The organism is Paenibacillus paludis (genome assembly GCF_042610515.1).
In the GTDB taxonomy this organism is placed as follows: domain Bacteria; phylum Bacillota; class Bacilli; order Paenibacillales; family Paenibacillaceae; genus Paenibacillus_AQ.
The window spans coordinates 260446-282837 of record NZ_JBGJZP010000004.1 but is presented as its reverse complement, the minus strand read 5'-3'; the positions used below and the strand labels follow the sequence as shown (position 1 = coordinate 282837).

Sequence of the window (22392 nt, the reverse complement as noted above, 5' to 3'; positions counted from 1 at the left end):
TAAAGGTAAGGAATGGCACTTATTCAATGTGCTTGAAAAGGAGAATGTATATGCCTGCTAAGCTAATGAAAAATATCATCGTGATTTGTTTGGTTCTCGTATTCTTACCGGCTACATCCATTCGGGCTGCATCCGTCATTACAGACCCGGCTTTGGCGAAAGCCGTTCGCGCGGAATTAGAGCTGCCGGCTAAGAAAGAACTGAAGGCAGTTGATTTGAAGAAGCTGGAATCTTTGTATCCTAGCGAATCTAAGGCTAAAATCACCAGTTTACAAGGTCTTGAATATGCGGTTAACATCGAGAGCTTATTTCTGCCCGGCCAAAAGATAAAGAATATTAAACCGCTAAGCAAGTTGAAAAAGTTAACGTTCTTAGCAGTTGAGGAGAATCAGATTACTGACCTTTCACCGATTTCCGGGTTAAGTTCTCTAGAGAAGCTGGTTGTTGACGGTAACATGATAAAAAGTCTAGTGCCGTTAAAAAATCTAAATAAGCTGACCGATCTTCTTGCCAGCAACAATCAGGTGGAAGACCTAAGTCCCATTAAGAAATTGAAGTTAGAATGGCTCTTACTGAGCGGGAATAAAATTCAAGATTTGACGCCGTTAAAAAATCATCCAACATTGGAACATCTCTATCTAGACGATAACCTCATCCAGGATATTGAAGTGCTCGAAACGTTGCCCCAATTACAAGAAGTATCTTTGGCAAACAACCCGCTGAATGAGCAAGCGGAGCAGGTTATCCAAGAGCTGGAGAACAATGGTGTCATAGTAAATTTGGAAGATAACGGGGATACTCAGCCGGAGTAAGCAATACGTCGATCTGAACCGGATTTGCCTGAGTCCGCAATGCGGCTTTGCTTCCACGGAAGAGGGCAACTAATCGAGAATTTAACGTTGGATCAAAGAAAAGTTATTAAAGCAAAAAATAGTGAGGGGGTGTACCAAGCCATTTGAGGGCTATTGGGACACCCCCTAAGTATCTGCTTATCGTACCACAGCCCAAACGAATACCGTTTTAAACCTATTTATTTTCATTGGAGGGACCCCCAGATTGATGAAGGTTATCCGGTTTTTTTTCATTCTCACTTTTCTTTTCATTGTCGGATGCAATAACAGTAATTCGTCAGATGATGAGATCCTTTCCTTTGTTCTTAAATACAGCGATTTAAACGAAACTACAGTAAAACTAAAGGATTGGCCTGATACAAATGAAGACGAAGAACAATTGAGCGATCCTATTTATTTTGTTGTAGTCGAAAAAAGACCAGATAGTAAAAGTAATGAGGTAGATCAAAGGGATTATTACAGTATTTACTTTGGGGAGAATTATGGGGATCATATTGCTAGGTCCTTACGGATATTTGTAAAATATGATCTGAGTGAGATTGTCTTATCCGAAGCTGGATATTTTGATGAACAGACGGAAGTTATCTACCCGTAGGTAGTAAAGAGTCACTTCCGAACACATTTTCGCGAGGAAAGAGGGTGCTCCCGTTGGCAAAATGGGATAATATGCTATCCATGCTTTGGATGCTACGCTCCGGTAGGAAACTCACCGCCGCACAGATCGCGGACAGTTTGGAGATCAGCATCCGCACCGTGTACCGGTATATCGACGCATTATGCGCCAGCGGTGTGCCAGTCGTTGCGGAATCGGGCCACGACGGCGGCATTCACATTCTGGAAAGCTTCAGGGAGACGCCATTATTCTTCAATTCCGTAGAGCTGAAGGCGCTTGTGGACGCGTTCAAATTTGCGCAAGGTGCTGGCTATCCGTATACCGAAGAGCTGGAAAGCGCATTGGAGAAAGTGAAGAATGGGCTGCACGAAGAGCAGCGCGACGATCTGTCCCGCCAGACGAGTGGCTTGGATGTGATTTCTCCGGTGCGTCCGCCTTCCGGTGTTCTGTTGTTGCGGGACCTGGAGCAGGCGGCGAAGGATGGGCGAACGGTCTGCATCGCCTATCGTAAGGAGAACGCAGGACAGGCCGACGAACGTAACGTCGATCCATACGGGTTGGCTTACGACCGGAACGAATGGTATGTTGTCGCGTTTTGCCATCGGTCGCTGGCAATGCGGACGTTCCGCGTAGATCGTATCGCGCGGCTGGAGCCAACCGAAGCGCGGTTCGAAAAGCCGGAGCATTTCTCCGCGTCTGCCTATTTCCACGACCAGTCTAAGCGGAAACGGGAGGCGGACGGACCGCTGACGGTCATCCGTATCGAGGGGGAGCCCGACACGTTGAACGCGGTTTGCCGCCACTGGTATCTACGCCACTATTTGACGGAAAGGACCGATCGTGCGGCGCGGTTTCTGCTCGACGTTCCGACGATGAACAAGTACCTTCCGATGTATTTGCTGACGTTTGGTCCGGCCATTTGTATACGGGAGCCGCTGGAGCTGAAGCGTCAGATTCAGGAAATGGCTTACGGAATCGCAAAACATTACGAAGACGATCCCGATTGAACTCCGCTGACAACGGTTGTCAGCGAACCCGGCATACGATAGAGATAAGGCTGCGGCAGTGGCGGCCAAACGACGATGAATAAAGGAAAGGTGGATTCATACATGCTTCAACATCCGCAGCAATTATACGAATATCCTGTTTGGGCACATGTATTTGTACGAAAAGCTCTATATGTCCGTACTGGCGGAAGCTCCGAACGAGGAGATTTTCCCGAAAATCCCGGGCTGGGCGGAAGAAGCACAGGGCAAAACCGTGGACGAGATGCGGCGGCTGTTCGCTGGCGTCCCCGAACAGTTTCGCGATTTGCTGCGGCGTACGCCAGACCCGGACAAGGCGATGACGATCGAGCATCCGAAGTACGGTCGTCTCGATACGCATTTCTCCGGCATCCTGCAGCATGTGGTCAACCATGGGACATATCACCGGGGCAATGTGACCGCGATGCTGAGGCAGCAAGGGTACGCCGGGGTCCCGACCGATTATTTGTTCTATTTGATAGAACGGCAGGAAGGTTAACGGTAAGCTGGGCAGCACGTATGGCGGGGCCATTATGAAATAAAACAGAATTTTGAGAGTGGAGGCGGGGCTGCGGCATGGACATCAATGATCTTATGGTTTCTTGGAATCACGCGAATTGCAAAGTCATAGATATTCGCCGCACCACGATTAGCGCTGGCGAATCCATTCGTTCCTATTCTGTACCCTCAAACCTGTTTCTCATGTCGGTTCGCGGCAAGGCTACAGCTTATCTGGGAGAGCAATTTCATCGCCTGCAGCGGTTCACAGTGCTTCATGCAGGTAAAGGTGATGTACTCAACATAGTCGCGGGCAGCGAAGGCATGGATTATTATAGCGTTTATTATAAAGTGAGTATGAACCCTCCGGTACCCGCAGAGCTTGCCGCATTATTGGATCCGGCTCGTTCCTTTGATCATTCGTACAGTATAACGCCGGGCAGCCCGGTAGCGCTGCATCGGATATTGAGTGAAATGTTCAAGGAGTGGGAGAAACAGAAACCACTTGTGCATCTGCGCGTTCGGACCTTACTCTATCAGTTTGTGCATGATCTGCTTCATCAAATACAGGTGCACGGTGTAAGCCCGGCGAAACGTGATTTGGCAGCTCAGGTCGCCGCTATTATCCATGAACATTATGCGGAGTCTATTACGCTGGAATCACTGGCGGAAAGCGTGAATTACAGCATTCCCCATTTATCCTCTTATTTTAAAATCCGTACAGGGCTTAGCCCAATTGACTACTTAATCAAGGTGCGCATGGATAAGGCAGCGGCACTGCTGCTTGAAACAGATGCTACACTGAAGGAAATTGCTGAGGGCATCGGCTATCAAGACCCAAGCTATTTGGGCAGGCTGTTCAAAAAATACAAGGGTGTTTCTCCAATTCGTTATAGAGAAGTGCATGCCGGCAAGAAGATACTAGAAGATTGTCCTGCCATAACCATGGAATCCTCCATTGTCCCTCCTGAACCATTTAACTATACTAATATCATTGATAACGATTATCAGTATCATGGTATCAGAGAGGGAGATTCATTCATGTTTAAACATTCAAGGCCTACGCTGGCATCAGTATTGCTGCTAAGCTTCATTCTGATGCTGAGCGCATGCGGCACGAATGATGCTGTGGAGCAGCCGCAGACCAAAATCGTTACAACGGTTAACGGTGATGTAGAGGTACCGCTTCATCCGAAACGAATCGTTGCGGGGGAGTATCTTGGTAGTCTTATTGCGCTTGGCATTACACCCATCGGAACATCCGATCATCATATTAAAAATCCTTACTTCCAGGAATATTTGAAAGATGTTGATAATATAGGGGACGGTAATGGCAATGTAGAGAAAATCTTATCGCTTGAACCGGACTTGATTATTATGGATGACTTCTATCCTGAGCTGAATGAGCAGATGTCAAAAATAGCGCCTATTGTCGTCATTCCGTACGCTTCCTTAAAAACGGTACATGAGGAGGTCGCATATTTCGGCGAGCTGCTTGGCCAAGAAGAAAAGGCGAAGGCCTGGCTTGCCGATTATGACACACGTACCGCCAGTGCCAAAGAAGACGTATTGAAGGTTATACCTGCAGACAGCACATTTTCAGTTATTGAAATGAGTGAAAAAAGCTTGATGGCTGTCGGAACCGGCTTCGGTAAAGGCGGACAGCCGGTATACAATGGATTCGGCTTTAAGCCTCCAGCGGCTGTCACAGCCGAAATGGCCGATCCCGGCTGGGCTTCATTCTCTGCGGAAGTATTGCCAAAGTATGCGGGAGATTATATTATACTGACCTCCGATTCGGAAACGCTGGATGAACTCAAAGCAGACCCGATCTGGGGGGCGCTTCCAGCAGTCAAAAATGATCATGTGTTTTTATGGACAAGTGATCGCTCTGGCTACTGGGACCCGATAGCTATTCTGAGCCAGACCGAAGAATTGGCAGCCTGGCTGACAAGCCTCTAAATTCCTTTACACAGCCAATGTCTGCCGCTCCACACTCCTGTTCCAAACATTAGGGCATCCAATCGGGTGCCCTATAATTTTGCCTTGCAAATGCTTCGGTGAACCTTATCATAAGTAGGGGCAAGTAATCTCATTTTAGAGAAGGAACACTCTTGAAGTTGTCGCAGCGTCAAGTGCTATTATAACTTTGAGAGCTCGGAAAGGAGACCAGGATGAACAGATCTGTTGCAATCAATAAATTGTCGGAGCAGATGGGACTGACGAGTCGCACTTTGCGCCACTGGGAATCAGAGGGACTATTTAAAAGTTCAAGGGATACCTCCTCTGGCTGGAGAATTTATGATGAAAATGCACTCTTATGTATACGAATTACTGCAGTACTTCGCAAAATGGATATTCCGATAAAGGATATAAAATCTGTTATCGCAAACAAGTCCCCTTCACAGCTTAGCACGGTTATTGCAAATAAAATCTCCACTCTAAAGTTGCAGAGAGCAGAAGTACTCCTTTTTGAACAGCAATTAGGCCGGGTCTTGAAACTCCTTCAAAAGCAAAACGCAGACTGTTTGTCTAGTCTGGATGAGATCCTTACTGAGACGGAGGATTTATTAATGAGCAATTTGAAAGAAGCCAACATAATCAAAATTATTACCCTTCCTCCTATGAGGGTGGCCTACAATATTGCTATAGGTGTTTCCCCAGAAGATGAGGCAATGGCACCGGTGCTGGATTGGATTAAGTCGGCAAACCTACTGGGCACAGCACGTTTATTTGGTGGTAATGTGAAGCCAATGCCAAGTCATCTGGGTACCCCATATGGTTATGGTATGTGTGCTACAATCCCAGATGGTACGGATGTTCCAAAACATTTAAAAGAAATGATGTTACCCGGGGGCCTATACGCCATGCTTGAAAGCAGTGATGATATAGGTGATTCATGGAAAACGTTAATGCGTCACTTGTCCAAGCATAATAAGTACAAATCTGACCGTTCAAGACTATGCTTGGAAGAACACATTCGTAATGACAATCCAGATGGTTGTGGAAGCAAATATTATCTGAATTTATTCGAACCCGTAAAAGTGAAATAATCTAGGGACACCACAAGAGCAACTCGTTACTCCTGCCCATAACCATCCCTGACTCCCGTAGAAACAGGAATGCTCATAGTCACCTTCCCTCCGCCGGAGGACATATTTGCTATAGTTAAGCTCCCTCCATGCTGCTGGGCGGCGGACTCGGCAATGTACAGCCCCATCCCGTGATGATTGCCGGAGCTTCGGCTCTGGTCCCCTCTGTAGAACTGGGTGGCGGCTTCTTTCAGATCGGTTGGCGAGAAGCCGTTCCCCGTATCCGTAACCGTGAAATGAACAGCAGCGTCATCCCCCCGGACCAGCAAAGCAACGCTCCCCTGCGGAGGCGTATGCTCGACCGCATTGGCGATGACATTGATGATGCCCCGCTGAAACAGCTCCTTATCTATAAAAAGAAATGCTGGAAGAGTATCCTTATGGACAAGCGTATGCAGGTCCTTGCCGGAGGACAGAGCCTTCATCTGCAGCTCTAATTCTCCAAGAATCTCCGCTGTACTTACCAGCGATTTCTGACGAACAAAGCTGGCCTGCATGCTGGACAGATCAATAACCTCTTGTACGAAGGCTTCAATATCCTCGGCGCTGCGAAGAATGTATCCGTTATATTCCAGCTGGGCAGCATTCTGTGTCGTCTCCTGCAGCAGCTCCGCATTTCCCCGAATGACGGTAAGCGGGGTTTTGATATCGTGGGCCAGCGCGGAAATCTGCTCTCTGCGGGAACGCTCCAGCTCCCACTGCCGCTTAAGTGAAGTGTGCAGGGCTTCTTTCATCCGGTCCAGTGAGACCAGCACATCGTCGATTTCGCGGATACCGCTGGGCTTGACGGTAAACTCAAGATTCTCGCGCTGGATGTTCTCTGTCGCTTCCTGTAATCCTGCCATTTTCTCCGTGAGTTTTCTGCCGAACCGGGCAGCAAGCAAGGCCGCTTGGAGCAAAATTCCCAAGATGAAGAGCAGCACTCCCAGCAGCTGAGGATTCGGCAGATAGCTGCGCAGCAAGGAGGATGCATACTGCGGTGTTAAGCTATACCGGAATATCCAGATCTCCTGTCCGTGCTGGGCGGTTGTATAGAAATGAGAGTCCTGAGTATTGCCTTGCTGTATAATCTCCCAGGCATGTGCTGCTTCACTCCGGCTCAGATTACCGGCGAGAAGTTCTCCTTCCTGGGTGAAAACCGTATAATCTACCATTCCCGGAACGCTATCGGGCGTTACTGTTCTGCTTGAGGCAAGACGCTCCTTGAACGCAGTAATCTCCTTCTCGGCATAGTTAGCAGGCAGTATAATATTGGAGGAAAACGCCAGTGTGAACAAGCCAAGTACAAGCACCAGCAGCAGAATCGTCCCTGTGCTTAAGAACAAGAGGTATTGCAGGAAAAAGGTGCGAAGGCGCACTGTTTTGATTCGTTTCACAGATTCCACTTATATCCAATCCCCCAGATAGTCTCAATCGCGTCGATCCCGTATTTGCTCAGCTTGGCGCGGATGTTCTTGATATGCTCCGTAATGGCGCTGCGGTCGCTTTCTCCGTCAAATCCGAAGACCGCTTCATAAATATGTTCTTTGGAGAAGACCTGTCCGCGGCTGCGGGCCAGAAATTCGCAAATTTCATATTCGCTTTTGGTCAGAGGCACTTTGTCCTCTTGGACCAACAGTTCTTTACCGGAGAGGTTGAAGTGTACATTCTCCAGATATAGAACATTCCGCCGCTCCCTGCTTTCCCTCCTGAGATGGGCGCCAATCCGTGCCCGCAGCGCACCTATGCCAAAGGGCTTCACAATATAATCATCTGCCCCCAGTCCGAGGCCGTACATCAGATCGCTTTCCAGTGTTTTGGCTGTTAAAAAAAGGATCGGGCAATCCACCGCCGCGCGTATTTCCCGGCAAAGTGTAAAGCCGTCCACACCCGGCATCATCACATCCAGCAAAATAAGATCATACGCGCCAAGGTCATTCCGGCACACCTGTGTAGAATCAGAGATCGTTGTCACCAGATGATTGTCAGTAATAAGCGCGTTGCGGATCAGCGACAGGATGGCGGGTTCATCGTCTACCACGAGTATTTTTGCCATATTCGTTCCCTCGATTGTAAGTTGTATGTCTAATTATCGGTTGATCGTCCTTCCCACCGCTGGAACCATGCAGCGCACAGAAGAGCAGCCAGTATTGTTCCCAGCAGCCAGACCGTAATTCCGGTGCTCAGCCCCGATACAGCGGGGGATACTGTCGTACCGGAAGCGTGGATTGTCCACAGGGAGATGAAGCGGACGCCCCATGCGAAGGGAATATACGGCCAGATGGCATCACCTAGCCCGGTAAGCATTAAGGCAGCGACCAGACTCCCCACAATCCCTACCCCGATGGAAGCGCCTCTTCCGAAGCGCAGGCTGGCTGTCAGATGAAGAAGGTAGAGAAACATATTGCTGCCAAACAGAATAACTGCCCCGGTGATGTAAAAGGGCATTCCCAATCTGTCCTGCTGCAAAATCACGCCGAACCCCAGGCCAAAAAGGCTGTAAGCAAACAGGACGGCTCCATAGCCAAACAACAGCAGGAGAAGCAGCTTGCTTATATAGGTTGTAATTTTGTTTGCGGGTATAGCAAGCATGCTTTGAAACTGTCCTGCAGCCGCTTCCTGTTCCACCGACATGGAGCAGACCAGCCCGATCAGGGTAGGAAATGCGCATCCTAGAGACTGCATAAACGCCAGTGCTTTGTCGGTTGCACTCCACGGGGAGTACGAATAGTACGCTAAGAATATGCCAGCTCCGATAAGAGGAGCCAGCAGATGAATTAGCAGAAACGGCGTATGCCGGCTTTTGAGCAGATCCGCTCTCAGCAATCCCAGTAGTGAAGCCATGTTACTTCGCCTCCTGCTTACGGAACCATAGCGCAGTAAGGAGGGAAAGTAATCCGAACCAGGCCAGGGAGATCAGGGCACCCGGAAGAATCATTTCCGTGCTTCTCAGCGGACTGTCCACCGGTACGGGGAGACCGTTCGGCAGGATCGACAGAACCGGGCACATGAGCCTGAAAGTAATAGTATAAGGCACAAAATCCCACAGTCCTCCGGTATCGAAGGCAACGACACCCATGACATTACCGAACATATTAAGCAGAACAGCGGCGAAAAATCCGAGTCGTGCAGCCAGGAACAGACACAGTGGAATCTGCCACAGAAATGTGACGAAGATCAGGAAGCTGCCAGCCAAACTGTTCAGCAGCGGAATGGATTGGCCGAACAACATTCCGCCCGACGTAATGCCAACCAGGAACAGGAGGATAGCGACTAATAGCCATTCCGCACAGGCAATTATTTTCCCGGCCCAGAGTGTCTTCAGATCAACAGGCAGAGCCAGTAGACCACGGTATTTCATCTTAGCGTCTTTATGTAGAGTCAGTGAACAGGTTAGGGTCAGCGCTCCGGGCAAGAGCATCGTGTACCACCAGTTGTAAGCCCCGCTTTGAAATAAGCGTCCGCCCATTAAAATGGCGCAAAGGAGCATCGTGAACACAGGTGCTAGCCAGACAAGCTTAGGGATAAAAGTGCCCCGCCATTTTAAACGTTCAGCCCTAATATGACAAAGCATGTTATTCACCAGCCCTTCGGTTGGCTGCGGCGACCTGCATGAACAAGGCTTCGAGCTCTTGCCCGTGGGGAACGGCTCCCTGATATCCCAGAACTCCCCCGGCGATAATTCCGATCTGATCCACTACCTGTTCGACCTCGGAGAGAATATGACTCGACAGAATGACGGTGATTCCTTGCCCGGGAAAAGAACGGATCAGCTCCCGCAGCTCCTGAATCCCGATAGGGTCCAGCCCGTTGGTCGGTTCGTCCAGAATCAGCAGCTTCGGCTGGTTCAAGAGTGCAATCGCGATTCCCAGCCGCTGCTTCATGCCCATGGAGAACTGTCCGGCACGTTTCTTTCCGGTATCGGTTAAATCCACAACGGCGAGGGTCTCCTCGATTCGGGACTGCGGCAGTCCGAGGGCAAGCGTACGCACCTTAAGATTCTCTCTGGCAGTCAGATTCTCATAGAGCGGTGGCGCCTCAATTAATACGCCAATTTCACTTAAATCCTTCCGTGTCCATTCATGCCCATGAATACGAATACTCCCGGAATCGGGGCGCAGCATGCCTGCGATCATTTTGAGCGTTGTCGATTTACCTGCGCCATTCGGCCCCAAGAGCCCATAGATCGAGTTACGGGGTACTGCTAACGTTACTTTGTTGACGGCTGGTTGATGTTTGAAGCTCTTGCAAAGATTCTGGGTTTCTAAAATAATGTCCCGCATATTATATCATCCTTTCCACTTCCACAGTGTAAGGGGAGATTCTAAGGATTCTGTAAGGATAATGGGGGATACACCCGATGAATTAAGAGGTAATCTATACATAGGGCAGGATTGACATGGAGAGGTGAATACCGTAATGGATAAGGAAATCTTAAAGCTCGTAGGAACCCGTATTCGTGCTCTTCGGAAAGAGCGGGGCTTGTCTCAGGAAGCCCTTGGTGAGAAAGGCGGATTTCATTTTTCATACATAGGGCAGATTGAACGTGGGGAGAAAAACGTATCTTTGCTGAATTTAAATAAGATTGCGGAATCCCTTGAAGTGAATTTAATACAGTTGTTTGCATATCTGGATGAAGATTTCATCGTTACATCAGCAGAGAGCGATATTCAAGACATTGTGGCTTTACTTCGTGATGCCAATGATGAGAAGATACGGCTGGCTAAAAATGTACTAAAAGAATTATTATGAAACAAAAGTATGGCCGCGGCCTAACCAGCTGTTAAATTACGAATGAGGAAAGGGTGACGATATGGTTTTATCTTCAAAAGCCGAAAAGACTCCGACCTCTGTAGGCGGAGAGGAATCGGCGGTTTTCAACTATTCAGCGAACATACGTGCTATACTGTAAGAAAATACTACAAATGGGGGTGTCGCACATGATCGTTCATCAAGCCTATAAATACCGCATCTACCCGAATACCGAGCAACAGCAACTCATTCGTCGAATGTTTGGCTGCTGCCGCTTTGTGTTCAATCATTTCCTGGAAGAGTGGAATCAAACCTATGCCGAGACAGGCAAAGGTTTGTCATATCAGACCTGTGCGACACAGCTCCCCGTCCTAAAAACACAATATGACTGGCTCAAAGAAGTCGATAGTATTGCTTTACAGTCCGCCGTTCGGCATATGGCAGATAGCTTTGACCGCTTTTTCAAAAAGCAAAATCAAGCGCCTCGCTTCAAAAGCCGGAAGCATCCAGTACAAAGCTACACCACGAAATTCACGAACGGAAATATCGCCATTGAAGGCAGCCGATTGAAGCTTCCCACGCTCGGCTGGATACGTTTCGCCAACTCTCGGAAGCGGGAGGGTCGTATACTGTCCGCTACGGTACGGCAAAACGCCAGCGATAAGTATTTTGTCTCCCTGGTTTGCGAGGTCGAAAAGACCCCACTCCCACAAGCAGATGCACATATCGGCATTGACTTGGGGCTTAAGGAATATGCTGTGTGCTCAAGCGGCGAGCATTTTGCCAACCCCAGGTTTTACCGTCAATACGAGAAAAAGCTTGCGCTGTGGCAGCGGCGTTTGGCAAGACGCACACCAGGGGGCTCCAACTGGAAGAAAGCCAAGCAACACATTGCTCGTATTCACGAACACATTGCAAATTCCCGGAACGATTTTCTCCACAAGATGACAACGAAGCTGATCCGTGAGTGCCAAACGATCAGCATCGAACATCTGCGTGTGGCGAATATGATTCAAAATCCCAAACTCTCCAAGTCCATCGCTGATGCGTCCTGGGGCGAATGGGTGCGACAACTGACGTATAAAGCATCCTGGTATGGACGAACCNGTGCCAAACGATCAGCATCGAACATCTGAATGTGGCGAATATGATTCAAAATCCCAAACTCTCCAAGTCCATCGCTGATGCGTCCTGGGGCGAATGGGTGCGACAACTGACGTATAAAACATCTTGGTATGGACGAACTCCGGGTTGCCGACACCTTCGAACCGACCAGTCAGCAGTGCCACGTATGCGGCACGATCCATCCCGAAGTGAAGAACCTCTCGATTCGAGAATGGACATGTGTAGCTTGCGGAACACACCATGATCGGGATGAAAATGCGGCTCATAATATCAAACAGGTAGCGGTATAGCTATTACCTATAAAAATAAAACGTAGAACTGCGAGAACGCAGGGATCGCTTGCCCATAAGAGGAGGTTGCTCCTCTGTTCGCAAGAATCCACCCCTTCAAGTCAGCTAAGTGGTGGAGATTCAAATGATAAGTCTATTCATCTCTGAGAATACGGCGTCCCAGCAGCAGCGCCAGGGCGATCATCAGCACCCCGACAACCAGCTGCATGCCATAGACCTGCGTCCAGCGGGGCCATTCAGCGATCCATTCGTAAATTCTGCCCCCGATCAGCGGCCCGAAAAAAGCAGCCAGACCTGTAAGCGCCGCATACATTGCCATATACATTGGCCGTTCCTTTTTCGGCGTATCCCCGATAATGAAGTTAAAGGCCAGCTGGTTGAAGCCGCCTACCCCCATGCCGAATACGATATGGGCCGCAAACAGAACCGGCAGCATCGGGAGAACGGAGAGCATTCCCCACAGCAGCGAGGATGTCGCGATAATCGGCAGCGTCCAGAGCAGCAGGCGCTTATTGCTGTATTTTGCATTCAAATTGCCCCACACGTAGAAGCTGGCCATCATAAAGAGGGTCTGCGACACATTCAGCAGCGACAAGGTCTCATAATTGATATGGAGAAGCTGCAGCATCACATAGGAATAAAGCGGAACCGTAAGGTTCTGCAGCAGCAGCCAGGCGGAAAGAAATAAGGTTGATTTCATAAACAGCGTATCATGTAGCGGTTTCCTGAACATCGGCAGAAAGTCTTTCTCCTCTGATTTCTCAAAAGGCACATCCGGATAGAAGAAGAAGACGATGATGTTCGAAATAGAGAATATCCATACCACGATATATAAAATAAGGAAGCCATGCCCGCCGGGATAACGGTCAAGTACAATCCCGCCGCCATACATCACAAGGCTCCCCAAAGCGTTCAGGAAGGTGTTGCGGATGCCAAAATACCGGCCTCTCACACGGGCAGGGACGAGATCGCTGATGACTGAGCTCCACAGCACACCACCCGCCGTGTTAGCAATGAAAGCGATTGTATATAACACTATAAATGCAATAACCCAATGCTCTTTAGGAAAGATGAACGGTACAAGTCCGGTTGAACCCCACAGCAATCTGTGCAAGCCGATAAAAGTTACCATAGCCCACTTGCGGCTTGGCAGCTTCTGGATCAGAAAGGCTACACCTATTTGCGCAACATTGACCAGGGTAGTAAGCGCCAGCACAAAACCAATCTGGCTGGAGGTGGCTCCTAAATATAATAGAAAGCCGGTCAGAAACTGACCTTGCAGCAGCACCTGGAAGATAGTAGACGGTATCCCCTCGAATGTAGCGATCTGCAGATTCTTGCGTTGTACCGAGGCTTTGCGGATACGCTTTGGACGAATGCCGGGCAGCCTGTTTCTCATGATGTTCATGGGGGTATTAACACTCCTTAGATGCGGCGTTTGCTTCATTCTACTCCGCATCATCGTCCTGTCAATACACCAAAATCACAAATTAAATTGGAGCAGAAATCCACCGCAGCGCGGAGCCTTACAAAGGCAAATAAAGGGAGAATTGACTGCCCTGATCCTCCTGGCTCTGTAAAGTGATGAATCCGCCAAGCAGCCTGGCCAAATCATTGCTGATGGACAGTCCCAGCCCTGTTCCGCCATATTTCCTTCCAATAGTCTGATCCGCCTGTTGAAAGGCTTCGAAGATGATATCATGCTTCTCTGCGGCTATTCCGATGCCGCTGTCTTCCACGTCAAAAACAATCCAGCGCCGCTCGAGCGCCCCCTCCTTACGCTCCAGTGTGCGGATGTTTAAGGAGACATGCCCTGACACTGTGAACTTAATGGCATTGGAGAGCAGGTTACGGAGAATCTGCTGCACCCGCTGGGGGTCTGAATGAATGACCAGCGGCACGTCATCATGCAGTGCGATGTTGAACTCCAGCCCCTTTTGTCTGGCTGATACACTGAACTGCACAGCGAGCAGTTCAGGGATTTCACTGACATTCAAATCTTCCTTAAGAATATCAAGCTTGCCTGCTTCTACCTTTGACATGTCCAGAATATCATTGATCAGCGTCAGCAAATCCTCCCCCGAACGGTGAATGATCCCGGCATATTCGGCCATTTCCTCCGGAGTCAGCGATACCTCATTTTCTTCTATTAATTGTGAAAGATTAATGATACTGTTCAGCGGTGTTCTAAGCTCATGCGACATATTAGCCAGAAACTCCGATTTGTACTGGGAGGCCATCATCAGCTGCTCAGCTCTCTTCTCCAATACGATCTTATTCTTATGCAGCTCCTCCGTCTGGGCAGAGAGCAGCTCATTCGCTCTGACAACCTGTCCGTTACGCATCAGCTCTAATTGGAAGTCACGGATAATTAGCGCGAACAGTATGCTTAGACCCAGCCCGGCGGGCAACGTAACCGGCATAATATCCGTTATGTATTCCCGGGCAGGTATAACTCCAAAAATGGTGATATTGATTACGTTCATTAGGTTAACTACGATAATAGTGACTAACCCTTTGTTCATCATGGAAGTAGTGGTACGCCGTATCCAGAAGCTCAGGCCCGCGCAGACGAAACCCAGGATAGATAAATTCAGCACTCCTACCACTGCTGCTTCATTAATGCCGAAGGTTAACCTCGTGAGCCCGGTTCCTACACCAATAATAATAAGGATGAAGGGATGCGGGTAAGCCAGAGTAGAAATAATGAGCGGCACAAACCGCAAATCAAAGATAACGTGCTCTTCCAGTCTGTACCCGAAGAAAGAGCTGATCCAGCCGGCAAAGATAGCCAGCAGCACCCAACTAACCTTTTTAACCCGTTCCGGAGCATATGTAATTGTGTGTTTATATATTAAATTCGCCAGATAAGCCAATGTTATGAGAAGGGCTGTGTTCATAAAAAATATTTTCAAATACTCCATAGCTTCACTCCTACATCATTTACGTAATAGCAAACATCTTATCTATACTATCACAGTGGCGAATTGAATTCATGAAACTATAGCTCTATTGCTGTATATCCGGACAGTGCGCGAAGCTAGTTTCTTACAATTAAAGAAGACCGCAAATGAACAGGAGCGCAAATCAAATGCGATTTGCGCTCCTGTCTTTCAGCTCTCTTCCAGCTCTATAGTAGGCTCTTCCAGGTCATATTCGGCTTGTGTCCACATCTCTGCATCCTGAATCGTCCATAAGACACCGCCTCTTCATGAATATGGGATTACCCTGTGACGAGGCCTGATTTTCCGCTAGCTGCGGAACGACTTCTCCCAGCTGTTATATTCCGCCTCTGCGGCATCCTTGGTATGTCCGTAACGTTCCTGCAATTTACCGACCAATTTATCCTTCTCGCCGTCAATTACGTCAAGATCATCGTCAGTAAGCTTGCCCCACTGCTTTTTGGCTTCACCTTTAAGCTGCAGCCACTTTCCTTTAACCACATTGTTATCCATTACATGTCATCTCCTTAGCCTTATTTAGGTATCGTTTAGAAGCTCATGTCTAGTAAATACTTAACCGTGCTCCCCGGATATGAATCTGGACAGCCTGCGGAATGAAGTCGTATTTTGTCACATAATAGTCTTTTAAAATGGGTATCAATATATTTTAAAAATTGATATAATCCAAATGTAAATTATTTTTTTGTTCGTTAAGTGATTATTTTCACATGATATTTTCTTCCCTTGTGCTAAAATGCCATCGAAGTAGAAACAAGATGTCTAAATTTTTTTCTAATGCTGACCGATATATGTCAAGGTAATGCTACAATTAGGGTCTAAAGCCTTGGGTACACGTGACATATGTCATTTATAAAGTGATTTTTGTCACTTCCAACGACTATTAAAATGTTTTACATTTTAATATATATATTTTAAACTATTTTTGGAGGTCATATCAAATGAAAAAAGCTTCTGTAATCTTGTCGAGCGCTCTTGTACTCGGTACTCTGCTCGCGGGTTGTGGCAACAACAATGATGCTAACAACGCTGCACCAACAAATGCTCCTGTAGAATCTACTGCACCAGCTACCAACTCCGGCAGCAACACTGCTGGAACAGAGACTGGAAAATACAAGGACGGTACTTACTTCGGAACTATTGAAGCTGATGCAGAAACCGGCTGGCAAACTTACGCCCTGCTGACTGTAGAAGGCGGAAAAATCACCAAAGCTGATTGGAATGCTTTTAACGTTAAAAATGCAGGCGATCTGAAGAAAAAAGTTTCTGAAGATGGTAAATACGGTTTGGTTGAAAAGGGCGGCGCTCAATCCGAATGGCATGAGCAAGCAGTTAAAGCCGAAGCTTACCTGATCGAAAAACAAGATCCTGCAGCAATCACTGTTGATGCTGAAGGACATACAGATGCAATCTCCGGTGTATCCGTACATGTAAATGACTTTGTCGCTGCTGCTCAAGCTGCACTTGCTGCCGGTCCTGCCGAAGCTGGTGCTTACAAAGACGGCGGATATCATGCAGAAGGCGAAATGGATAAAAAATCCGGCTGGAAATCCACAGTTGACCTGACTGTTGCAAACGGAAATGTTGTTGCTGTTAAATTCAGCGGTTTGAATGCTGCTGGCGACGATAAGAAACAATTCTCTGTAGACGGTAAATACGGCATGAAAGCCGGCGGTGCTTCTGCTGAATGGCATGAAGAAATCGCATTGGCTGAAAAGTATTTCCTTGAAAACAAAGGTGCTGCTCCTACTTTGGATGCCGAAGGCAAAACAGATGCCATTTCCGGCGTTTCCATCCACGTAGGCGAATACTTTACACTGGCAGAAAAAGCACTCGAAGGCGCGAAATAATAATTCGCACTCCTCTTGCAGCTAATCAGACGAATGAGGTGAGTTTCTCTTGAAGAAAATAGTCATTTTGGGCGGCGGCTACGGCGGCGTACTCACGGCTAAGAAACTGGCAAAGAAATTTAAGAACGACAAAGATGTAGAAATCAAACTGATCGACCGGAATCCCTATCACACTCTATTGACTGAGCTGCATGAGGTTTCAGCGAACCGCGCGCCCGAGGATTCAATTAAGATTGATCTGAAGAAAATCTTTGCAGGTCTTAAAGTAGATGTAGTTCTTGATGAGATCAGCAACATTGATTTCAAGAACAAGAAGCTTAAATCCGACAAAGCTACCTATGCTTATGATTACCTGGTAATCGGCACAGGCAGCAAACCTACTTTCTTCGGGATACCGGGAGCTGAAGAGAATACCTTCTCCTTCTGGTCCTATGACGACGCGGTTGCGCTCAAACGTCAAATCCGCGACATGTATACCAAAGCGGCTCAAGAGAAGAATGCGGCTGTACGCCGTTCCATGCTGACCTTCGTTATTATCGGCGCCGGCTTTACGGGTGTCGAGCTGGTTGGGGAAATGGCCGAACAACGCGAAGAATTGTGCAAAGAGTTCTACATCGACCCATCTGAAGTGCGGCTGATTGTAGCCGATATGGCTCCTAAGATTCTGCCTATCCTGCCGGATAAGCTGATCCAGAAAGCAGAAGCCCGCCTTCGCAAGATGAATGTAGAAATCGTTACAGGCGCCAAGATCACCGAGGTAGGCAAAGGCAGTGTGGCTCTCGGTGAGAAAAACATCGTGGACGCACAGACCATCGTCTGGACAGCCGGTGTTGAAGGCTCGGAAATCGTTGGCAACCTTGAAGTTCAGCAACAAGGACGTAAGCGGATTGTAACGAACGAAAACCTTGAAAGTGTAGACCACAAGAACGTATACGTTGTAGGGGATAACATCTTCTTCATCCCTGAAGGCGAAACACGTCCTGTACCGCAAATGGTTGAGAACGCCGAACAAGCAGCTCCAGTTATTGCCGGCAACATTACCGCCGACATCAAAGGAACTGCCAAGAAGGCTTACAAACCAGGTTTCCACGGTACAATGGTTTCCATAGGCAGCCGCTACGGTGTGGCCAACGTCGGCCTCCCAGGCAAGCTGTTTATGCTTACCGGCTTTATGGCTATGCTCTCCAAACACTTTATCAATATGTTCTACCTGTCCCAGGTTGTTGGTTTCAACAAAGTCTGGACTTATATGATGCATGAGTTCTTCCATGTGGAAAACCGCAAGAGCTTCCTCGGCGGCCACTTCTCCAAACGTTCGCCAAACTTCTGGCTCGTTCCGCTCCGCATGCTTCTCGGGGGCATGTGGCTGTATGAAGGTATCGACAAGATGAAGAAGATATGGGAAGATCCGGATAAGATTTTCCTGATTCCTGCAGCTCCATTCGCTACAGATGCCGCATCATCGGCCAGCGTTGCCGTGGATGCTGTAAAAGATACAGTAGATGCACAGTCGGCTGCTTCTGCAGTTACGACAGCCAAAGAAGCGGTTGAAGCTTTGCCGGTTCCAGGCTTCGTATATGATATTACGAACTGGTTCATGGATCTAATGTTCTACAACAATGACGGAACTTATACGTTCCTGGCTAAATGGTTCCAAATCGGTATGGTTTGTGCCGAAATCGTCTTTGGTATTATGCTTATCGTAGGTCTGTTCACAGCAATTGCTTCGATCGCTACCATCGGTATGGCCGTCATGATCTGGTCGACGAAGATGGCGTCGACGGAAATGCTCTGGTATGTTGGTGCGGCAATCGCCACAATCGGCGGATCCGGCAGCATCTTCGGTCTGGATTACTACGTTCTTCCTTGGCTCAAAAAGCAGTGGAAAAGGATACCGCTCGTCCGGCGATGGTATCTGTATACCGACTGACGTTAGGCAGGAATGAAATACCGCTGCAGTTGAATATGATGTTCATAAGAGTAATGTGTCCCTAGGACACATTACTCTCCTTATTTACACAGGTGAAAGCATCTTTCACGTCCTAATTTGTATTTGAGCTTCCAGCAAGCAGGCAATGATTCAAGCAAACGCCTGTCTTTGTTTTAAATAATGGTTTTGTAGGGATAATCAAGGTTATGGTTTCTTCCGGCAAAACCGACAAGAAGGAGAGAATATGGTGAACAAACAACTCATTGAAGATACCTTCCGGCTATTACAGACTGAAATGTCACCGATTGCCGGAATTCAGTTGCATCTCTCTCCGGCAGAATGTGAGCAGCTGCTCCCGGTACTGGAACGCCATGATCTGGAATATAACCGCAAAGTCCATTTGCTAGGTATTTACACGATTCTTACCATGGCGGCAGGGCGCCATATGGATTGTGTCCCACATCATCCCGACCTGACCCGCAACATTTTGGATGGAGACTACTTATACAGCTTCTACCTTCAGTTTGCGGTGAAATGCCGCGAGCTGGATCTGGTTGCATATTTGGCTCCCTCGATCAAAAAAATGCAGATACGGCGTGCAAATGGAGACTTCACGGATCAAAATCCGGTTGCAGGAATTGAAGAATTCCTTCTCCAAGAGCAAAGGCAGCAGAACCGCACAAGCAAAGCCATTTGACAGGTGGGAATCTTACTATGAAGCTGCATGAAGCCTTGAATATAGACATTAATGAAATTAACCGCGAAATTGAAAACCTTGTAGCCCGTGACCGGGATGTGCCCAAAAAGTCACAGCTGGCCCAGAGTATTCTTGAGCTGATCGGCTCAGGCGGGAAACGCCTGCGTCCGCTGATGGTCATTGTGGGCAGCCGGTTCGGACGCAAGTCCCCAGGCCGCAGAGCGCTGCAATTATCCGCTGCTGCCGAGTTTATTCACGCGGCCTCTTTAATTCATGATGATATCATTGACGATGCAGAGCTTCGGCGGGGCGGGGCAGCGCTTCATACCAAAACCGGTGTATTATCCGCTGTGCACATCGGAAACTATATGTCCGCCCGCGTAATTGAGCTCTTAAGCAAATACACAGGTGACAAAAACCGCTACGTCCATGATCTATCCTCCGTAGCCACCGCTCAATTATGCCTGGGTGAATACCAGCAAATGGAGCATGCCTACGATTATGATCTGACGTTTGAGCAGTACCTGGAGAAATCGCGTAACAAAACAGCGCTGCTGATGGCCACCTGCCTCAGGGTAGGCGCACTGTCCGCTGAAAGCACTGAAGAAGTGGCGAATCTTCTCTATGCCTTCGGTGAAGCGCTCGGAATGTCGTTTCAGATCCAGGATGATCTCTTGGACTTCACCCAATCTGCCGAGGTGCTTGGTAAACCGGCCGGAAGCGACCTGCGCAACGGTCAGGTAACCCTGCCCACCCTCTTTGCACTGCAGGACCCTGAGCTGGCCCCTCTCATCCGCAGGATCGGCCCCGGCTCATCCGGGAAGGAAGTCGCCGAGGTACTGGAGCTGATCAACCGCAGCGATGCCTTATCCCGTACCGAGGACGTCAGCCAGAATTACCTGGATCAGGCCTCAGCCATAGTGCAGCAGCTTTCCAGCTATCCGGCGAATGCCGACCTGGAGACGCTGCTGCAGTACTTCGCGGGACGTGACCGCTGAAGTCCGGCTTAGAGATCCAATGGATGCTGAATGGAGTATGCCATTACCCTAAATACTATGTTCCACATACAAAAGAGAGCCCCACAGCGGGCTCTCTTTTGTATGTATTCAACTGTCATACTATTCTTCGTATCCTCACATACTCAAACTGGGTCTGGATTAGGATACCTGGCCTTTTTGCTATGCTGAAAAGTAAACGCAGCACAGCGTGTGTGCTGAGCGTACTGTGGTCCGTGAGCATATTTAGCAGTGACACTCGCCTATATTCAACTTCTTCCCTTTGTTGTAGACAGGGGCTGGATAGGACATTTTTATCCAAAGTGGTGCTGTGATTAGCTACCGGACTCCAGCGACGTTATTTCGAGAATTAACTCAACATCCGTGCTCTATCGGACCGTAGTGCAGTTATATTGCATTTTCGAAGCCCATTTTGCTGCTTCCTGCAGGATCAAGGTCTCTCCAGTCCGCGTGCAAAGAAAATGAGCTAAGATCAGGTGAATAGCGTCTCCTTAGTCCGGATACAGGAATAAAGGAAAGCTGTCTGCTTTGAATCCTCCTTCCCCACGCAAAAAAAGCGCGTCAGCCTAAGCTTTCCGCGCTCTTCTGCCACCCCCCGCTGGGTAGGCATGTTGTTTTTTTGTGTTAGCCTTACGGGGTGCCAAGGCGGATTAGGACGCGGAGCGGAGGGGAAGTTTGGAACTGGAGGAGCGTTAGCGCCCGCCTTTATGTTTGGATTTCTACCGCAGACAGCGGAACAAAATTAGGAAATCCAAACATAACAGCGGCCGGAAGTCCAAACATTCCCCGGAGCGCAGCCTCTCCTAATCGCCCGCCGCCTCCATACCCCTAGCTAACATAAAAATAATCAATCAGCGTACACAGCAATATCACCATACTGATCACCTGATTCAAATTATAAGAAGCCACCTTCATCAGCTTCCGGTTCGACGGCTTGATGATCTTATGCTCCGCCATCAGGAGCAGCGTAGCAATACCGATGCCCACAAGATACATCCAGCCCAGATCACGCCAGAGATAGAGGAACAGCAGCAGCAGGATCATAATGAAATGCAGGCCTTTGGAGATCCGCAGTGCATTTTCGAGTCCGAAGAAGCTGGGGATCGACCACAACCCGTGCCGCCGGTCAAAGTCGATATCCTGGGTGCCGTAAATGATGTCAAAGCCGGCAATCCAGAGCATCACGACTGTACCAATCACAAACGGCGTAAAAGCGATATTTCCTGTTACAGCGAACCATGCACCGATCGGTGCCGAGGCAATGACGAACCCCAGGTACAGATGGCTGAGAAAGGTAAACCGTTTCGTGTAGGAGTAAGTAGAGATCAGGACAATGGCCACTGGCGACAGCAGCAGACAAAGCAAGTTCAGCATACCGGCAGCGACTATAAACAGCGCGTAGTTGATGACAATGAACAGGATGACTTCCTTCTCCGCGAGCAGCCGCTGCGGCAGATGGCGGTGCGCCGTGCGCGGGTTCTGTTTGTCAAAGGTGCGGTCCACCAGCCGGTTAAAGGCATTCGCGCCGTTGCGTGCCCCGATTAAGGCAATAAGCCCCCACAGCATCATATGGCCGGAGGGCCATCCCCCGGCAGCCCACACCATCGAGATGATCGCAAACGGCAGTGAAAAGAGCGTATGCGAGAACATAACCAGTTCGCTGAACATTTTCAGCTTGAGCGCGGTGGTTTTGAAAGCATTCAATATAACCATA

General features: G+C 48.6%; 20 protein-coding genes and 2 pseudogenes. 13 read left to right on the top strand and 9 right to left on the bottom strand.

Annotation, left to right across the window (positions count from 1 at the left end; genetic code table 11):
* Nucleotides 1-26: 26 nt before the first annotated feature.
* From ACAN56_RS10065 to ACAN56_RS10040, 6 genes and pseudogenes are all read left to right on the top strand, one after another.
* Entirely contained in the window at nt 27-812 is a 786-nt protein-coding gene (locus ACAN56_RS10065) for a leucine-rich repeat domain-containing protein (RefSeq protein ID WP_156130983.1), read from the top strand.
* A gap of 244 nt (nt 813-1056) precedes the next feature.
* Nucleotides 1057-1446, top strand: coding sequence for a hypothetical protein (locus ACAN56_RS10060; RefSeq protein ID WP_156130982.1), 390 nt, complete (start codon nt 1057-1059; stop codon nt 1444-1446).
* Between the two features lie 53 nt (nt 1447-1499).
* Complete coding sequence (locus ACAN56_RS10055) at nt 1500-2471, top strand: helix-turn-helix transcriptional regulator (protein WP_379142448.1); 972 nt, start codon at nt 1500-1502, stop codon at nt 2469-2471.
* Between the two features lie 139 nt (nt 2472-2610).
* A pseudogene (locus ACAN56_RS10050) lies at nt 2611-2988 on the top strand (DinB family protein); the annotation flags it as partial.
* A 77-nt stretch (nt 2989-3065) separates the two neighbouring features.
* Entirely contained in the window at nt 3066-4949 is a 1884-nt protein-coding gene (locus ACAN56_RS10045) for an AraC family transcriptional regulator (RefSeq protein ID WP_038598093.1), read from the top strand.
* 212 nt (nt 4950-5161) lie between these two features.
* Nucleotides 5162-6040: a MerR family transcriptional regulator gene (locus ACAN56_RS10040; protein ID WP_038598091.1), complete on the top strand. Its 879-nt coding sequence runs from the start codon at nt 5162-5164 to the stop codon at nt 6038-6040.
* Nucleotides 6041-6066: 26 nt separating this feature from the next.
* Here ACAN56_RS10040 and ACAN56_RS10035 read toward each other — a convergent pair whose 3' ends face one another.
* From ACAN56_RS10035 to ACAN56_RS10015, 5 genes are read right to left on the bottom strand one after another with little or no spacing between them, the layout of a single operon-like run.
* Nucleotides 6067-7464, bottom strand: coding sequence for a HAMP domain-containing sensor histidine kinase (locus tag ACAN56_RS10035; RefSeq protein WP_052092398.1), 1398 nt, complete (start codon nt 7462-7464; stop codon nt 6067-6069).
* Nucleotides 7452-8114: a response regulator transcription factor gene (locus tag ACAN56_RS10030; RefSeq protein WP_038598089.1), complete on the bottom strand. Its 663-nt coding sequence runs from the start codon at nt 8112-8114 to the stop codon at nt 7452-7454. The genes ACAN56_RS10035 and ACAN56_RS10030 overlap by 13 nt, the downstream gene beginning before the upstream one ends.
* Before the next feature lie 29 nt (nt 8115-8143).
* Entirely contained in the window at nt 8144-8902 is a 759-nt protein-coding gene (locus tag ACAN56_RS10025) for a lantibiotic immunity ABC transporter MutG family permease subunit (RefSeq protein WP_038598088.1), read from the bottom strand.
* Between the two features lies 1 nt (nt 8903).
* Nucleotides 8904-9632, bottom strand: coding sequence for a lantibiotic immunity ABC transporter MutE/EpiE family permease subunit (locus ACAN56_RS10020; RefSeq protein ID WP_038598086.1), 729 nt, complete (start codon nt 9630-9632; stop codon nt 8904-8906).
* Nucleotide 9633: 1 nt separating this feature from the next.
* The gene (locus ACAN56_RS10015) at nt 9634-10341 is read right to left on the bottom strand and encodes a lantibiotic protection ABC transporter ATP-binding protein (RefSeq protein WP_379142442.1); all 708 of its coding nucleotides are present in this window, start codon (nt 10339-10341) and stop codon (nt 9634-9636) included.
* 136 nt (nt 10342-10477) lie between these two features.
* Between ACAN56_RS10015 and ACAN56_RS10010 the strand changes: the two genes are divergently transcribed.
* The 3 genes and pseudogenes from ACAN56_RS10010 to ACAN56_RS10000 all read left to right on the top strand — a co-directional run.
* Nucleotides 10478-10810, top strand: a complete 333-nt coding sequence (locus ACAN56_RS10010; RefSeq protein ID WP_076111852.1) for a helix-turn-helix domain-containing protein — start codon at nt 10478-10480, stop codon at nt 10808-10810.
* A gap of 173 nt (nt 10811-10983) precedes the next feature.
* Nucleotides 10984-11946, top strand: coding sequence for an IS200/IS605 family element RNA-guided endonuclease TnpB (gene tnpB / locus ACAN56_RS10005; protein ID WP_489685695.1), 963 nt, complete (start codon nt 10984-10986; stop codon nt 11944-11946).
* Between the two features lie 108 nt (nt 11947-12054).
* Nucleotides 12055-12225 (top strand): annotated as a pseudogene (locus tag ACAN56_RS10000) (zinc ribbon domain-containing protein); the annotation flags it as partial.
* A 133-nt stretch (nt 12226-12358) separates the two neighbouring features.
* Here the strand turns inward: ACAN56_RS10000 and ACAN56_RS09995 are convergent.
* The 3 genes from ACAN56_RS09995 to ACAN56_RS09985 form a co-directional block, all read right to left on the bottom strand.
* The gene (locus ACAN56_RS09995; protein WP_379142437.1) at nt 12359-13633 is read right to left on the bottom strand and encodes an MFS transporter; all 1275 of its coding nucleotides are present in this window, start codon (nt 13631-13633) and stop codon (nt 12359-12361) included.
* A gap of 118 nt (nt 13634-13751) precedes the next feature.
* The gene (locus ACAN56_RS09990) at nt 13752-15149 is read right to left on the bottom strand and encodes an ATP-binding protein (protein ID WP_379142435.1); all 1398 of its coding nucleotides are present in this window, start codon (nt 15147-15149) and stop codon (nt 13752-13754) included.
* 327 nt (nt 15150-15476) lie between these two features.
* On the bottom strand, nt 15477-15680 hold the full coding sequence (locus ACAN56_RS09985; RefSeq protein WP_038585347.1) for a CsbD family protein: 204 nt from the start codon (nt 15678-15680) through the stop codon (nt 15477-15479).
* Between the two features lie 446 nt (nt 15681-16126).
* On the opposite strand from ACAN56_RS09985, the gene ACAN56_RS09980 reads away from it, so the two are divergent.
* The 4 genes from ACAN56_RS09980 (at nt 16127) to ACAN56_RS09965 (ending at nt 20660) form a co-directional block, all read left to right on the top strand.
* Complete coding sequence (locus ACAN56_RS09980) at nt 16127-17035, top strand: FMN-binding protein (protein ID WP_379142433.1); 909 nt, start codon at nt 16127-16129, stop codon at nt 17033-17035.
* Nucleotides 17036-17084: 49 nt separating this feature from the next.
* Nucleotides 17085-18965: an FAD-dependent oxidoreductase gene (locus tag ACAN56_RS09975; RefSeq protein ID WP_038585341.1), complete on the top strand. Its 1881-nt coding sequence runs from the start codon at nt 17085-17087 to the stop codon at nt 18963-18965.
* Between the two features lie 244 nt (nt 18966-19209).
* Entirely contained in the window at nt 19210-19662 is a 453-nt protein-coding gene (locus ACAN56_RS09970) for a hypothetical protein (protein WP_052091770.1), read from the top strand.
* 17 nt (nt 19663-19679) lie between these two features.
* The gene (locus ACAN56_RS09965; RefSeq protein WP_379142430.1) at nt 19680-20660 is read left to right on the top strand and encodes a polyprenyl synthetase family protein; all 981 of its coding nucleotides are present in this window, start codon (nt 19680-19682) and stop codon (nt 20658-20660) included.
* Between the two features lie 846 nt (nt 20661-21506).
* Here ACAN56_RS09965 and ACAN56_RS09960 read toward each other — a convergent pair.
* Complete coding sequence (locus ACAN56_RS09960) at nt 21507-22391, bottom strand: UbiA-like polyprenyltransferase (RefSeq protein ID WP_038585336.1); 885 nt, start codon at nt 22389-22391, stop codon at nt 21507-21509.
* Nucleotide 22392: the final 1 nt, after the last annotated feature.